Below are 14,740 nucleotides of genomic sequence, written 5' to 3'. Positions count from 1 at the left end.
ATCAGGTCACCTCTGAGCGAATCTGGAAGCGTGCCTCCAGGTACTCGCGGCTTTCTACGACTTCACGGAAGTGCTGAGCTGCCTGCCAGACATCCGCATAGCTCAGATAAAGCGGTGTAAACCCAAAGCGCATTAACCCGGGTTCCCGATAGTCGCCGATCACGCCACGGGCGATCAGCGCCTGTACGATGGCATAGCCATGTTCACGGTGAATGAAGGCCACTTGGCTACCGCGTTCTTCTTGGGGCATCGTGATATCGTCGATGCCTTCGGCCTCAAGGAGATCGGTCAGGCAGTCTCGGAACAATTCACCCAAGGCCAGGCTTTTCTTCCTCAACGCGGCCATGTCGACGTCCTGCCAAAGCTGCAAAGACGCTTCCAGAGGCGCATAGGTCAACGCTGAGTGAGTGCCTGTGCGAAAGCGGGTCATTCCCGCAGCGGGAGCGTAATCACCATCGAAGGCAAAGGGCGCTGCATGGCCGTGCCAGCCGGAAAGCGGCTGCCAGCCACGGTTCTGGTGGTCGCTATGTACATACAGGAACCCCGGCGCGCCAGGGCCACCGTTGAGATACTTATAGGTGCAGCCGACCGCATAACGTGCACCACTGCCATGCAGGTTTACCGGGAGAGCACCCGCAGAGTGAGCAAGATCCCACACCACCTCAGCGCCATGTGCATGCACCAAAGCGGTTGTCTCAGACATATCCCGTAGCCGCCCGGTCCGATAATTCACCTGACTTAGCACGACGACAGCCACTCTGTCATCAAGGTAGTCAGCAAGTGCGCCACCTTCCGGCAGCACTTGATGCTCAAAACCTGCGCAGTGGCAAAACCCTTGAGCAATATAACCATCCGCCGGAAAGTTACCGCCTTCGCTCAGGATGACTGGGCGCGAACGGCCTTGTAATTCCGTGATATAGCCAAGCAGTTTGAAGATATTCAAGGTGATGTTGTCAGTTACAACCACCTCACTTTTCCCAGCACTAATCAAAGGTGCCAGCAGGTCGCCCAAACGCTCAGGCGCATCAAACCACCCCTGGTTCCACCCTTTAATCAACTCATCTCGCCACTGATCACGAGTCGCGGCAAGGGCATCTCGGGCCGCCAGAGGCTGAGCTCCCAGGGAGTTGCCATCCAGATAAAGCACACCCTCAGGCAAGGCAAAACGCGCCTTGAACGGCGCCAGGGGATCGTGACGATCCAGCTCGCTGACACTTTCGGGAATAGGGGGCATGGACATCTCCAGTTAACCAATCAATGAACCTGCCATTGATTCTAAAAGGAATAGAGTGGGAATAACTTGTGTTCCACAGCGAGAAATAGGTATTTTATGCAATTTTTTTGCATAAAAAGGCCTTGAATTAAGAATGGAACCACTCGACCGTTTTGATCGCTGGATTCTTCATGCCCTACAACGGGATGCCCGCCTAATCCTTGCCTCTCTAGCCGAGAAGGTAAACTTATCGCCAAGCCAGTGCTCTCGGCGCATCGCTCGCCTTGAAGAAACTGGCATTATCCAGGGCCACGCGTTACGAATTGACCCAGAGGCGCTGGACCTCAAGGTAACCGCCTTTATTTTTCTCTCGATTGATAAGGGGCATATGACCTCACCCAAAGATGCAGTCGCGACGTTGCTATCGCGAGATGAGGTCATTGACTGCTACACAGTGACCGGCAACCATGATTTTATTCTTAAGGTTGTGGTTGCGGACCTCGCCGAGCTATCTCACTTTCTCTCCACCACCGTCAGTCCAATGGAGGGCATACGTGATATTGCCAGCCAGGTTGCCATGAATAGCTTAAAGGTGGGTGGCCCCCTTAAGGTCACACCTTGAGGATTGCTGGCAAGGGCTTAACGCGGTGCTATCGCCATAAAAAACGGGGAGCCGTTTAGTTAACGTTGCCCCCGCTGCGCTCATGGCGCTATAGCACTCACTGGCTCATCAGATATCAGAAGGCCACGTTCAGCCCCAGCCAAACCCGGCGACCATCTTCTACATAACCGTACTCGTCGTAGTTGATCGATTCGTCAAAGAGGTTATAGATACCCGCGTTCAGTTGGGTCGTTTTATTTAGCTGGTAACCAACGCCGGTATCCACGACGGTGTAGGATGGCGCGACCGTCGCGCGTTGCGAAGGCCCAGTGTTGGGCTGGCTTTCTTCACCGCGATAGGTCACTTTGGTCCACTGGCTTAGCTTGCCGGACACCTGCCAGTCCAGCGACGCTGATACCTGGTGGCGTGGCAGTTGAGTAAGCGGTTCGCCTTTGTACTCGCCGCTTTTCTGCTCAGAATCGGTAAAGGTATAGCTGGCAGTTAGCGCTAAGGTATCGCTGAGCAGCGCGGCAAAACTCGCCTCTACCCCTTGGGTAACGGCCTCATCGACGTTGACTCGGTAAGTCGGGTCGCTGCCAAACATGTTTTTGCCATCGGTACAAATGTCGATGGGGCACGCAATGCGGGTGATTTTGTCGTCAAAATCATTGTGGAACACCGTCAGGCTTGCGTTTAGACCGGCTTCGTTGGCGTACAACAGCGCAAGTTCTTTATTAAGCGACGTTTCGGGTTCAAGATCAGGATTACCGTAGATGTTACCCCCGCGACTAACCTGCCCCCAATCAGGGGTGATCTCACGCAAGCTTGGTGAGCGGTAGCCGGTCGAGACGCCACCTTTCAATGTCCAGTCAGGGGTCATGCTCCACACGCTGTAAAGGCGCGGGCTGAGGTGGCTGCCGTAATTATCGTCGTCATCGACACGTAAACCACCGGTCAATGCCCAGGACTGCGTCAACATCCATTCATCTTCAACGAAAACTGCCCATTGGCTATTCTCAATCTCACTACGATCAGAATCAGGCAGTCTGTTCGTCGTACTATCTTCAAGTGACTCTTCCTCGTAGTTGGCCCCTACCGTCACCATATGCATACCTAGCGGAATGACCGCGCTGGTTTTTGCGGTGGTGTTGGTGATTTCAATATCTCGCGATTTGTTATCGCTGCGCTCACGCTGAATGTAGCTCTCACTGGTACCCCAATCGAAACGGCCGCTGTGCGTTAGCGCCACATGCTGATGGGTAAATTCGTTAAAGCTGTCTTCACAGCCGAAGCGGCAGCCCTCTGATGGCGCTGAGTTACCCATCAACGATTCGCGCTCTTGCTCCGTGATACCGGCTTCAAAAGTAAAGTCATGTTTTTTTGAGGCGGCAAGGCTGAACCGTGCCGTCACACTTTGCAGGCTTTTATCTTCGTAGCCGTTAAGAATATTGTCTTCATCACGCTGAGATGTACGGCCATAGAGCTGAAGCCCTAACCGATCCCCGACCAGGGGGCCGCTGAGATAAAAATTGGCCTGGCGGCTGTCGCCGGAATCACTGTCTTCTTGAAGCACAGCGTCGAGCTGCACATTACCGCGCCACTCCTGGGCGACCTTGCGGGTAATCACGTTGATGACCCCACCAATGGCATCTGAACCGTAAAGCGTCGACATGGGTCCACGCACGACTTCGATGCGCTCAATAGACTGTAGCGGCGGGAGCCAGTCTTGCTCAAACCCAGCACTTCCATTGGGCCGGGACTCGCGGGAATTTTGCGGACGGCCATCGACTAACATCAGCGTGTATTGGGACGGCATTCCACGGATAGAGATATCATGACCACGATCCCCGGCGCCTCCTCCGGTGACAATTACTCCGGGCACATCGCGCAGCGCATCAGTGATATTTTGATAATGGCCTCGCTCAAGCTCTTCACGGGATACCACGCTGATAGACGCTGGGGCATTAGCCACCTGCTGTTCGAAGCCCGAAGCCGTGACGACCATATTGCCCAGCGACTCGGCTTGCTGGGCGAGCAGCGGTGGTGACATCAAACCGGCAATGGCACTGGTCAATAATGTTTTGCGAAGATGCTTCGGCATGCGGGGCCCCCTGTTGCGTGATAGTTTTTAAGTGGTAACAATCAACTTAAAAACTAATAAGAACTATTAGTCTTTAAATGTTCGCATAATTTAGGCACCACGAGGCGGGACAGGGCGTTCAACTCCACGCAACAGCAAATCACAATAATTTTTATTTACCCATAATACTGGCACAATACCGCTGTTTCTAGCATTGCGGTGCCTACCATGCACGATTTTGACGAACTCACTGCGTTTACCGACGTGATGACAAGCGGCAGCTTAACCCAGAGCGCACGTCAACTGGGGCTGGCGAAATCCACACTGAGCCGACGTATCTCCCAATTGGAGCAGCGCGTGGGACAACCATTACTGCGCCGCCAGGCCAACCGGCTGATCCCGACGGAGGCCGGTGAGCTGTTTCATCGCTACTGTCGGCAAATGTTGAACTTGGCCGAGCAAAGCCAAAGCGCACTGGATACACTCCGCCACGAGGTCAGCGGTGAGCTGGAAGTGCATACCCACAGCGGCCTGGTGCGCGGCTGGCTTGGCCGCTTGATCTATCGCTTTATGGATGAACATCCCGGCATCTCAGTAACGCTGCGCACTTGCGATGCGCCACCCCACGCGCCCGATGCCCATCAGGTAACGCTCTGGCTAGGCCCACTTCCCCAGACACCGTTGCGCCAAGAGCGCTTGGGTTGGCTGACACGTCGCCTCTATGCCTCGCCGAGCTATTTAGCCAATCGTCCTGACCTCACTCACCCCCGCGAGCTGGTACAGCACGATTGGGTCGACCTGCTCGGTGATACGCAGGCCGGGCTTGAGTTTCACCATCGTGAATATGGCAGTTACCACTACTCTCCGCCCCCGACGCGTTACCGCGTCAACCAGATGATGCTGCATGCCGATGCGATCGCACGCGGGCGGGGCATTGGCCTGATGCCCGACTGGCTTGCAGCAAATCGCGAAGCTGCGCATCCAGGCGAACTTATTTGTTGCCTGCCGAACTGGCAGCCGGACGCGCTACCCGTCACCTTGGTGTATGCCTATGGTCACCAGCCACGCAAAGTCTCAGCGCTGCTTAACATGCTGCGCGATGCCACCCCTCGCGACTGGCAAAGCGGTTATGCCACAGCCACCACGACATCTCCCGTGCCAAGCACCTCAGCGGTTGCGCCAACCTTGTTGCATCAGCGCTAGGGCATCAGCAGAATAACTCGCTTCGTTATTCTCTTTCCCGCTGTTGCCCGCGCTTGGAGGCGCCATGCTTGCTGAACTCTTTGCCGTCATGGCACCTGTTCTCGCCGGTGCTGGGCTGGGCTTTACCTGGGTGCGTTTAGGCCACCCTTACCCGGTCGATTTTGTCACGCGCCTGGTGTTTAACATCGGCACACCGGCTCTCGTTTTGGCCTCCCTAAGCGGCGCGGAAATTGACGCCAGTGGCTTCGGGCGCACGATGTTGGCAACCGCCTTGGTGATGGTGAGCATGGCCGCGGCGACCTTTGCCGTCGCCAAGCTGTTACGCCATGACTGGCGCGTGTTGCTGGCACCCATGATGTACCCCAACACCGGCAACATGGGTTTGCCCGTGGTGCTTTACGCGTTTGGCAGCGCGGGATTTGCCTACGGCATTACCGTGATGGTGACCGTTTCACTTTTTCAGTTCACCCTCGGCACCGTTCTCGCAAGCCGAGGCAACCCTCTCAAAGCCTTAGCCAAAACCCCCACGGTTTACGCCATCGTGATCGCCATGGCGCTGCTGCTCACCGACACCTCGCTCCCATTGTGGCTCGCTAACAGTGTGGATTTGATGTCCGGCTTTACCGTGCCGCTGATGCTGATCACTCTTGGCGTCTCGCTTGCTAGCATCCAGGTGAAAAGTCTGCGCTCGGGCGTTGGTTTCAGCCTCGTGCGCATCCCCCTTGCCGCAGCCGTCGCTTGGCTTATCGGCCAGGCGCTTGGCCTTTTGCCGATGGCACAGAGCATTTTGGTGCTGCAAATGAGCATGCCGGTGGCGGTGTTCAACTACCTGTTTGCTCAGAAATCAGGCCGCGAGCCAGCTTACGTGGCAAGCCTCGTCTTTTGCTCGACCCTGTTGGCGCTCATCTATCTGCCGATTCTGCTGGCGCTGTTGGTGTGAGCTGAGCTGAAGGACATGGCCGAAGTGACCAGCAACGACTTCGCCCTTTGGTAGAGGGTGGCATTTATTGACTCCCCGATGAGAACCCAAAAGCGCTTTAGCGTTTAAAGCCGCAAGCTAAGTAAACGCTAACCTTCCCGCCAATAGCGCATAGTGATGCGATACAGTAGGCATACATGGCACTTTGTGGAAGTTTGCCATCACTTATGTATAATTGCCGATAATAATTTAAACAGACTTCATGCCTTTTTTACTTATGATGAACTGATAATACGACGCTAGTCTTTGCATAAGGCTAGCGTCGATTATTTGCGGTTTGACGGCGGCTCATCGGTCAAGGCATGGCGACTTTTCTTCAACTGGCGACAGTTTCTACTGATAAATTTTCTACTGATAAAGGCATAGCCGATGGACGAGACACGTAACGTCAAAATTCAGGTGCGCGGTTTAAGCAAGGTCTTCGGCAAAAACCCTAAAAAGGGGCTGGAGCTACGCAATCAAGGCCTTAAGCGCTCGGAAATTTTCGACCAAACCGGATTAACCCTCGGCCTTTCTAACATCGACTTCGATGTCTATGAAGGCGAGCTCTTAGTGATCATGGGGCTATCCGGCTCTGGCAAATCCACGCTAATCCGCTGCCTCAATCGCCTGATTGATACCACCGAAGGCGAGATCATCATTGACGGCGAAAATATTCCCGCGTTAAGCGAGAAAGCGCTACTCGATTGCCGCCGCCGTCATTTTTCGATGGTATTCCAGAACTTTGCGCTTTTTCCCCACCGGACGGTGCGGCAAAACGCCGAGTTTGGTCTGGAAATCCGAGGCGTCGATAAAACCGAACGGCAAAAAATCGCCCAAGATTCGCTCACGCAAGTGGGGCTCGAAGGCTGGGAAGACGCGTACCCCGACCAGCTATCGGGCGGGATGCAACAGCGTGTAGGGCTTGCGCGTGCATTGGCTAACGATGCCAGCGTTTTGCTGATGGATGAAGCCTTTTCGGCACTCGATCCGCTCATTCGTAAAGACATGCAAGAAGAGCTCATTCAGCTGCAGGCCAGAACGAAGAAAACCACGGTTTTCATCACCCACGATTTGGACGAAGCGCTGAACATTGGCGACCGTATCGTGCTGTTGAAAGACGGCGAGATTGTGCAAATCGGCACGCCTGAAGAAATTCTCACTAAGCCTGCCGATGACTACGTGCGGCGCTTTATCGAAGGCGTCGACATGTCGCGCATTCTTACCGCCGAAAACGCCATGCGCAAAGTGCGCTCCACCGCACGTGAAGGTGACGGCCCACGCACGGCATTACGCAAAATGCGCGACAACACCATGGATTCCATCTACGTAACCGATAGCAACCGTAAGTTAGTGGGGCTTTTGGAAGTGGATGCGGCCAGCAAAGCCATCGAGGACGGCGCCGACAGCATTGCGAATTACTTGACCCAAGATTTTCGCCGCGTAACGCCAGATGAACCGCTACAAAACTTGTTCGCGATGTTTAGCGACAAAAGTTTCCCCATCGCCGTGGTCGATGAAGAACAGCGGCTACTTGGCGTCGTGGTGAAAGGCGCCGTTTTAGGCGAACTGGCACGCGCAGGAGATAAATAATGGAAATCACACGCATCCCACTGGGCGATTGGATTGAAGGCGGCCTAAACTGGCTCACCAGCGAATACTCGGTCGTCACTCGGGCTATTTCACGCGTTACCCAAACTGGCATTGAGGCGTTAAACGACGCGCTGATGTGGCTACCCGAATGGGCATTAATGGCGCTTATCGCCATTTTGTGCTGGCGCGCCTCGTCGTATCGCCTCGCGATCGGCGCTGTGGCGGGTCTGGCGCTGATTTGGAACCTAGGGCTCTGGAATCCGATGATCGAAACGCTGACGCTGGTGGTCATCGCCACGCTCGTCGCTATCGTCATTGCGATCCCGGTCGGGATTGGGGCAGCTCTATCCGAGCGGCTTTATCGTGGGGTCATGCCGATTCTTGACTTCATGCAGACCATGCCCGCGTTTGTTTACTTGATCCCGGCAATTCCCTTTTTCGGCATTGGCTCGGTATCAGCGATTTTTGCGACGGTGATTTTCTCCATGCCACCAGCGATCCGCTTCACCGCCCTAGGTATTCGCCAGGTGCCGGTAGAGCTGATTGAAGCCGCTGACGCTTACGGGTCTACGCGTAGCCAAAAACTCTTCAAAGTTCAGCTACCACTGTCACTGCCAACGGTGATGGCAGGGGTTAACCAAACCATTATGTTGGCACTCTCAATGGTCGTTATTGCGGCGATGATCGGCGCCGACGGTTTGGGTAGCGAAGTCTGGCGTGCCATTCAGCGCTTACGCCCAGGTGACGGCTTTGAGGCTGGCATTGCCGTGGTCATTCTGGCCATGTTGCTAGACCGTCTGACGCAGTCACTGCGCCGTACGCGTGCTAAGTAGTAGGCGCCCTTTTCTCAAGCGTTTTTGTCGCATTGAAAGCACGCGTTGAGAACCCTCGTTGAGAAAGCCCCTTGATTAGGGGCTTTTTCACAACCATGATAGGTAGGTCATACGCAATTAGTAACCTTTGAATTGCTTACTTAGCGTTAGTTCTTAGTGTTCGTTCTTAACATTAGTTCTTAGCATCAGTTCGTAACGCTTACGACGATCAACCAAAAGAAGGATCACTGAATGAAAAAACACATTTTAAATCACCACGTCCGTTTAGCTGCACTTGCCCTAGTCGCCGGTGCTGGCCTCGCAGCTGGCAGCGCCGTCCAGGCAGACGACCACAACAGCATTAACTTGGCCTATGTTGAGTGGTCATCCGAGGTAGCCTCCACTAACGTCATCGCGGCCGTACTTGAGCAGGAAGGCTACGAGGTTGACCTGACATCACTTTCCGCTGCGGCAATGTTTCAAGCCCTCGCGACCGGTGATGCCGATGCCATCGTCGCGGCATGGCTTCCCACCACGCACGCCGACTACATGGAGCGCCTTGGCGGCGATATCGAAGACTTAGGCGCCAATCTAGATGGCACTAAGCTTGGCTTGGTCGTCCCCGCTTATTCTGATATTGATTCTATCCCTGAGCTTAACGAGCACGCTGAGAGCTTCAGTGGCGAGATCATTGGTATTGACCCCGGTGCGGGCTTGATGGGCCTCACCGAAAAGGTAGTGGATACCTATGACCTTGACCTAAACCTGCGCAGCGGCAGCGGTGCCACCATGACGGCGGCGCTGGCAAGCGCGATCCAGAACGAAGAAGACGTGGTCGTGACCGGTTGGACACCGCACTGGAAATTCTCGCGCTGGGATCTGAAATATCTTGATGACCCCAAAAACGTCTACGGCGGTGCCGAACAAATTCACACCGTGGTTCGCGAAGGTTTAGGCGACGATATGCCTGAAGCCTACGCCATTTTAGACGCGTTTGAGTGGACGCCCGAGCAAATGGGCGAAGTCATGCTCATGAACCGTGAAGACGGTGCAGACCCTTACGAAAGCGCCAAACAGTGGGTTGAAAACAACCAAGATATCGTTGACGAGTGGGTTAACGGCGAGTCGTAAAACCGGTTAAACATACGGTTAAGCGGCCACACTTTCCGTGTGGCCGCGTTGGGGTAAGAACCATCGCCTAAATAGCTAAGGAGTCTTATATGTTTAAGCACATTATGGTGCCCATTGACCTGGCGCACATCGACGTGCTGGAGCCAGCACTTGATGTTGTTGCCGATATGGCCAAACATTACGACGCTAAAATCACCTACGTTGGCGTCACCTCCAACACCCCCAATAGCGTTGCACGCACCCCGAATGAATACGAGCAAAAACTCGACGCTTTCGCGCAAAAGCGCCACGGCGTGCATGGGCAACCTGTAACGGCCAAGGTATATGGCTCGACGGACCCGGTGGCCAACCTTGACGACATCCTGGTAAACGCCATTGATGAGATCGGTGCTGATCTGATCATCATGGCCACCCACCTGCCGAAAAAACTTGACGCCGTCATGCCCGCCCACGGCGGTAAGATTGCTACCCATACAGATGCCTCTGTTTTTCTGGTAAGACCGCATTAACGCGTGTTTTACGACTTGCGCTTAACAGCGCACGCTTTGAATTGACTTTTGCGCCGATAAAAGCAACGTTAACTTGTCGTGCTACGGAGATATCTCGTGGAAAAAAACACACAACGGCCTGATGACGATAAACCATCGTCAGAAGGTATTCCGGCGCCTGAAGGCGCGTCAAACTTAATTGATACCGATTACGTGATCGGTCAGGACAACATAACCGCCTCTCCGATGGGGATCGACGTGGACCTTCACGGCAAGGTCTTCCTCTTCTCTTCGATTGTCATTCTGCTGTTTGTGATCCTGACGCTGGCCTTGCAGGATCAGATGGAGCCGATCTTCAACAGCATGTTTAGCTTCCTGACCACCAACCTGGGCTGGTTCTTTATACTCGGGGCTAATGTTTTTGTAGTGCTGGCCATTGTGCTGATCTTCACCCCGATGGGTAAGGTGCGCATCGGCGGCGCTGATGCAAAGCCGGACTTCGGCTACGCCGGTTGGTTCTCGATGCTGTTCGCTGCTGGCATGGGCATTGGTCTGATGTTCTATGGTGTGTCCGAGCCGCTGGGCCACTACGGCACCGCCATGGGCGGTATCAGCATGGGCGAAAATGGCATACGCACCGACTGGGCTCCGCTGGGGGCTGCCGCAGGAGACCAGGCCGGCGCCATCGATTTAAGCATGGCCGCCACTATTTTCCACTGGGGCTTTCACCCCTGGGGTGCCTACGCCATCGTCGGCCTGTCGCTGGCAATCTTTGCCTTCAACAAGGGCCTGCCGCTGACCATGCGCTCGATTTTCTACCCGATTCTGGGTGAGCGTATTTGGGGCTGGCCAGGGCACTGTATTGACATCCTGGCGGTGTTCGCCACTCTGTTTGGCCTGACCACCTCGCTGGGTATCGGCGCCACTCAGGCGGCCGGGGGGCTTGATTATTTGTTCGGTATCCCTTCCGGCGACACCACACTGGTGCTGCTGATTCTAGGGATTACTCTTGTAGCGCTGGGTTCTATCTTGCTCGGTGTCGACAAGGGTGTGCAGCGCCTCTCGCAGCTCAACATGGTGCTCGCTGCTCTATTGCTGTTGTTCGTTATCATCGTCGGCCCAACGCTAATGATCGCGACCGGCGTGGTCGACAACTTGATCGGCTATGTGACCCATTTGTCGGCGCTCTCCATGCCGTTCGGGCGTGAAGATGCCAACTTTAGCCAAGGCTGGACGGCCTTCTATTGGGCTTGGTGGATCGCGTGGTCGCCGTTTGTGGGTATGTTTATCGCCCGCGTCAGCCGTGGTCGTACCGTGCGTGAATTCTTGATCTCAGTGCTGCTGGTGCCGACGTTGGCCTCAGTGGTATGGATGACCGCCTTTGGCACCACTGCCATTGATCAGGTGGTAAATTCTGGCATCACCGAAGTACAGGATGCCGCGCTGGAACTGCAGCTTTTCACCATGCTAGAGCACTTGCCGCTAACCGCCATTACCTCCTTTGTCGGTATTACGCTGGTGATCGTGTTCTTCATCACTTCGTCGGACTCCGGTTCACTGGTAATTGACTCGATTACCGCCGGTGGTAAGGTGGATGCTCCAAAACCACAGCGCATTTTCTGGGCCCTGATCGAGGGGGCGCTGGCAATCGCTCTACTGCTGGGTGGCGGTCTCGCCGCTTTGCAAACGGCGGCACTGACCACCGGCCTGCCTTTCACGCTGGTGCTATTGGTAGGTTGCTACGCCATCGTCAAAGGGCTAATGAGCGAACCGCGAGCTAAATAAAACAGGCGGCAATCTCGATAACTCATATTTTTAATGACGTATCGCTTCAACAACTAGGGCAGCCTTTAGGCTGCCCTTTTTTTTTGTGCTTGTTTATGGTTATCGCTTCTCCGTTTTACCGTTTTACCGTTTTACCGTTTTACCGTTTTACCGTTTTACCGTTTTACCAACGGTGCGCCATTATGCACTAACACCAAAGCGCGCGTAGCGGCGTTTTAGCGTCGTAGTGAGTGGCAATTTGTGCCTGCAATAACTCAGCCGTGGCGAGGGCATCTATCAAGGCGTGGTGGCCTTGGTAAACCGGTAGCCCGTAACGTTCGCGGCTGGCGTTTAAACGAATAGAAACCGGTGGGCGCCCTACCCAGCGGCGAAAGCGCGCCCACAGCGATTGGCGATGCAAACGCGCTTCGAGCGACATCGTATCAATCATCGGAAACAGCACGCTTTCACCGCGTCTGGCTTTTACCGCGGCGTCCAAAAACGGTCGTTCAATATTGCGAAAATGCACTACCACCAATCGCCCGGCTAGCGTTTCCAACATTGGCGCTAATATCTCGTTTAAATCCGGCGCATGGGCAATTTCTGAATGGGTAATATGATGATACGTCACCGAAGACGCTGAGAGCGGACGCGGGAGTGGAGGTTTTACTACCCAGTAGCGGCGCTCAGATAACATAATGCGACTAAGCGTAAACGGCACCATCCCGATACTCACAATCGCATGGCGGCGTTCATCGAGCCCGGTCGTTTCCATATCCAGTGCCACCATCGGCACCTCATCGATTGGCGTATCGGCGGCGGGCAGCGGCGTGCTAAAAAAGCGTGCTATCTCAGGATCGTTAGCGCCCTTGGCACGTTGTTGCATATAGGCGTTCCAATCCGCCTGAGCGATTTTTTTCCGCGGCCGAATGCCAACCATTAGCGCCGCCCCTGCCGGTTAGACGGCATGGGGTAGCGAAACTTGAGGAATTTTTGCGCGTTACTTAGCACCTGAAAAGCGTCTTTCAATCCGTGGCGCTCATTACTCTCTACGTTCTCTGGCTCAATATTATTATCCGGGTTGCGCTCCTCCTGCAGATCAATCATCTGGTGGCGAATGCGCGAAAGGCATAAAAACTCAAGTGCATAGCTCAACTTATCGCTCACTCCGCTGGCGAGTAGCTGGGTATTGTTGATGGCCTGCAGACGCTCAAACGAGTTTTGCGCTTTGGAGCCGCACGCGAGTGCGTGAACGCGTATAAGGTCGACCATGGGGGCGGTGCCGCGGCGTTTCAGATTGATAGAGTTGTTATGTTTGCCATCTTGCTCCATCACAAACGTACGGAACACACCGAGCGGTGGCGTACGGTTAAGCGCATTACGGCCCAACGCGGCGAGAAACAGCGGTGATGTAGGCGCTTGGGTCGCGATAAGATCCTGCAATTGTTCAACGTACACATCCTCGCCGTAGGCGCTATCGAGATCAAAGAAGATCGAACTATGCAGTAGCTTTTCCGGCGTAGGGTTCGCCATCCAGTCATGGAAATAGCGTTTCCACACGTTGAGAGGCTGGCGCCACTTGGTATTGGTCGCCATCACATCACCCTTGCAGTAGGTGTAACCGCAGGCGTCTAAGCCATCACTGACAAATTTAGCTAACTGATAAAAGTAGTCATCGTGCTGTTTAGGGTCGAACGCATCCGAAAGCACGAGGGCGTTATCCTGATCGGTGACGATGGTTTGTTCGTTACGCGCCATCGAACCATTGACCATATAGCAATAGGGCACCGGCGGCGCTCCGAGCGACTCTTCGGCAAGCTCTAGCAGGCGACGAGTATAACTACGACCTATGGTGGAAAGGGCACTGCCAACCATCTGCGAGTTCGCGCCCTCCTGTACCATTCGCACAAAAGCCGCCCGGACATCAGGCGCTAAGCGGGCTAACCCCTCCACGCTCGATTGGTTGAAGATGTTACTGACCAAGTACAAACCACTGTGGGTTTCATAACGGATAATATCCGATAGGTGAACCACCCCCACGGGGCGTTGGCGATAAAGCACCGGCAGATGATGCACGTTGTTGCGCAGCATGATCAGCATCGCTTCGTATATCGACACATCCGACTGCACAGTAATCAGCCGCGGCGTAATGACTTGCTCAATGGGCGTTGAGGGATCAAGTCCCTTTGCCACCACCCCTGTACGGAAATCACTATCGGTCATGATGCCGTACATCTGCCAGGTCTCGCCTTCGCTATCTTTAAAACTATAACGTGGCTCGTCGGCGCCGCGCTTTAACACTAATAGTGCCGATGCCTGGGCTTCGCTCATCTGCTGAGCGGCTGCCTGTACGGTTGTGGTGATCTCCACCATGACGGGGTAACGCGACAATAGTTTGCGAATCCGCGTGACCATCATGTCATTGGATTTTTTCTGCTCTTCGGCAATACTTTCTAGCCGCGGCCTTTCAAGCTCAACGAAGTCGGCAAAGTGCTCATCTTTTTCACACAGGCGCTGAAATACGGTCTCAGGAATGAAGTAAATCAGCGTGTCTTCAATGGCTTTGGCCGGAAAACGCACACGGTGATCACGTAGCAAACTAAAATGGCCAAAGATATCGCCTTCACCCAGCCGGTTATAGAGCTCTCCCTGACGGCGATATACTTCGACGGCACCGCTACGGATATAGCAAAGCTCATTAACCGGCTCGTTGAGACGCAAAATATCGCTGCCGGTTTTGAAATAGCGCACTTCAATATTTTCCGCGATGACATCAAGCAATTCGTCCGACAGCGCGTCAAACGGCGGAAACTGACTCATGTGCTGACGAATTTCCAGAAGTTCCACGTCCATGCGCTCTCCTCACAAATGGACCATTATTATCACACTGCTCAGTT

Annotated in this window: 12 protein-coding genes; 8 read left to right on the top strand and 4 right to left on the bottom strand. The window is 54.4% G+C overall.

The window, feature by feature from the left end; all coding sequences use genetic code 11:
* Position 1: 1 nt before the first annotated feature.
* Entirely contained in the window at positions 2-1,234 is a 1,233-nt protein-coding gene (gene kynU, locus M8006_RS05830; protein WP_250080527.1) for a kynureninase, read from the bottom strand.
* 133 nt (positions 1,235-1,367) lie between these two features.
* Between kynU and M8006_RS05825 the strand changes: the two genes are divergently transcribed.
* Complete coding sequence (locus M8006_RS05825) at positions 1,368-1,835, top strand: Lrp/AsnC family transcriptional regulator (protein WP_250080526.1); 468 nt, start codon at positions 1,368-1,370, stop codon at positions 1,833-1,835.
* Between the two features lie 115 nt (positions 1,836-1,950).
* Here the strand turns inward: M8006_RS05825 and M8006_RS05820 are convergent, their stop codons facing one another.
* Positions 1,951-3,915: a ligand-gated channel protein gene (locus tag M8006_RS05820; protein WP_250080525.1), complete on the bottom strand. Its 1,965-nt coding sequence runs from the start codon at positions 3,913-3,915 to the stop codon at positions 1,951-1,953.
* Positions 3,916-4,122: 207 nt separating this feature from the next.
* On the opposite strand from M8006_RS05820, the gene M8006_RS05815 reads away from it, so the two are divergent.
* The 7 genes from M8006_RS05815 to M8006_RS05785 all read left to right on the top strand — a co-directional run bounded on the left by M8006_RS05815 (position 4,123) and on the right by M8006_RS05785 (position 11,864).
* Positions 4,123-5,097, top strand: coding sequence for a LysR family transcriptional regulator (locus tag M8006_RS05815; protein WP_250080524.1), 975 nt, complete (start codon positions 4,123-4,125; stop codon positions 5,095-5,097).
* A gap of 64 nt (positions 5,098-5,161) precedes the next feature.
* Positions 5,162-6,037 (top strand): AEC family transporter, encoded by an 876-nt coding sequence (locus M8006_RS05810; protein ID WP_250080523.1) that lies wholly within the window; start codon positions 5,162-5,164, stop codon positions 6,035-6,037.
* A 408-nt stretch (positions 6,038-6,445) separates the two neighbouring features.
* Positions 6,446-7,648, top strand: coding sequence for a quaternary amine ABC transporter ATP-binding protein (locus M8006_RS05805; RefSeq protein WP_250080522.1), 1,203 nt, complete (start codon positions 6,446-6,448; stop codon positions 7,646-7,648).
* Positions 7,648-8,481, top strand: a complete 834-nt coding sequence (locus tag M8006_RS05800; protein WP_250080521.1) for an ABC transporter permease — start codon at positions 7,648-7,650, stop codon at positions 8,479-8,481. Before M8006_RS05805 ends, M8006_RS05800 begins: the two co-directional genes overlap by 1 nt.
* Before the next feature lie 231 nt (positions 8,482-8,712).
* Positions 8,713-9,591, top strand: a complete 879-nt coding sequence (locus tag M8006_RS05795) for a glycine betaine ABC transporter substrate-binding protein (protein ID WP_250080520.1) — start codon at positions 8,713-8,715, stop codon at positions 9,589-9,591.
* Between the two features lie 89 nt (positions 9,592-9,680).
* A complete protein-coding gene (locus M8006_RS05790) occupies positions 9,681-10,100 on the top strand; it encodes a universal stress protein (protein ID WP_250080519.1) in 420 nt (139 codons plus the stop codon).
* Between the two features lie 96 nt (positions 10,101-10,196).
* Positions 10,197-11,864 (top strand): BCCT family transporter, encoded by a 1,668-nt coding sequence (locus tag M8006_RS05785; protein ID WP_250080518.1) that lies wholly within the window; start codon positions 10,197-10,199, stop codon positions 11,862-11,864.
* Between the two features lie 187 nt (positions 11,865-12,051).
* Here M8006_RS05785 and M8006_RS05780 read toward each other — a convergent pair whose 3' ends face one another.
* Together M8006_RS05780 and M8006_RS05775 are read right to left on the bottom strand one after the other, a co-directional pair.
* Positions 12,052-12,783, bottom strand: a complete 732-nt coding sequence (locus M8006_RS05780) for a 3'-5' exonuclease (RefSeq protein ID WP_250080517.1) — start codon at positions 12,781-12,783, stop codon at positions 12,052-12,054.
* Positions 12,783-14,696, bottom strand: coding sequence for a DUF294 nucleotidyltransferase-like domain-containing protein (locus tag M8006_RS05775; RefSeq protein WP_250080516.1), 1,914 nt, complete (start codon positions 14,694-14,696; stop codon positions 12,783-12,785). The genes M8006_RS05780 and M8006_RS05775 overlap by 1 nt, the downstream gene beginning before the upstream one ends.
* Positions 14,697-14,740 lie beyond the last annotated feature (44 nt).

This window comes from Halomonas llamarensis, assembly GCF_023555005.1.
In the GTDB taxonomy this organism is placed as follows: domain Bacteria; phylum Pseudomonadota; class Gammaproteobacteria; order Pseudomonadales; family Halomonadaceae; genus Vreelandella; species Vreelandella llamarensis.
This window is presented reverse-complemented; position numbering and strand designations above follow the sequence as displayed.

What these genes read in the sequence shown, in the direction of transcription:
- M8006_RS05810 (WP_250080523.1), top strand. Translation starts at nt 5,162, where the DNA reads ATGCTTGCTGAACTCTTTGCCGTCATGGCACCTGTTCTCGCCGGTGCT.
- M8006_RS05800 (WP_250080521.1), top strand. Translation starts at nt 7,648, where the DNA reads ATGGAAATCACACGCATCCCACTGGGCGATTGGATTGAAGGCGGCCTA.
- kynU (WP_250080527.1), bottom strand. Translation starts at nt 1,234, where the DNA reads ATGCCCCCTATTCCCGAAAGTGTCAGCGAGCTGGATCGTCACGATCCC.
- M8006_RS05780 (WP_250080517.1), bottom strand. Translation starts at nt 12,783, where the DNA reads ATGGTTGGCATTCGGCCGCGGAAAAAAATCGCTCAGGCGGATTGGAAC.
- M8006_RS05775 (WP_250080516.1), bottom strand. Translation starts at nt 14,696, where the DNA reads ATGGACGTGGAACTTCTGGAAATTCGTCAGCACATGAGTCAGTTTCCG.
- M8006_RS05795 (WP_250080520.1), top strand. Translation starts at nt 8,713, where the DNA reads ATGAAAAAACACATTTTAAATCACCACGTCCGTTTAGCTGCACTTGCC.
- M8006_RS05805 (WP_250080522.1), top strand. Translation starts at nt 6,446, where the DNA reads ATGGACGAGACACGTAACGTCAAAATTCAGGTGCGCGGTTTAAGCAAG.
- M8006_RS05825 (WP_250080526.1), top strand. Translation starts at nt 1,368, where the DNA reads ATGGAACCACTCGACCGTTTTGATCGCTGGATTCTTCATGCCCTACAA.
- M8006_RS05820 (WP_250080525.1), bottom strand. Translation starts at nt 3,915, where the DNA reads ATGCCGAAGCATCTTCGCAAAACATTATTGACCAGTGCCATTGCCGGT.
- M8006_RS05790 (WP_250080519.1), top strand. Translation starts at nt 9,681, where the DNA reads ATGTTTAAGCACATTATGGTGCCCATTGACCTGGCGCACATCGACGTG.
- M8006_RS05815 (WP_250080524.1), top strand. Translation starts at nt 4,123, where the DNA reads ATGCACGATTTTGACGAACTCACTGCGTTTACCGACGTGATGACAAGC.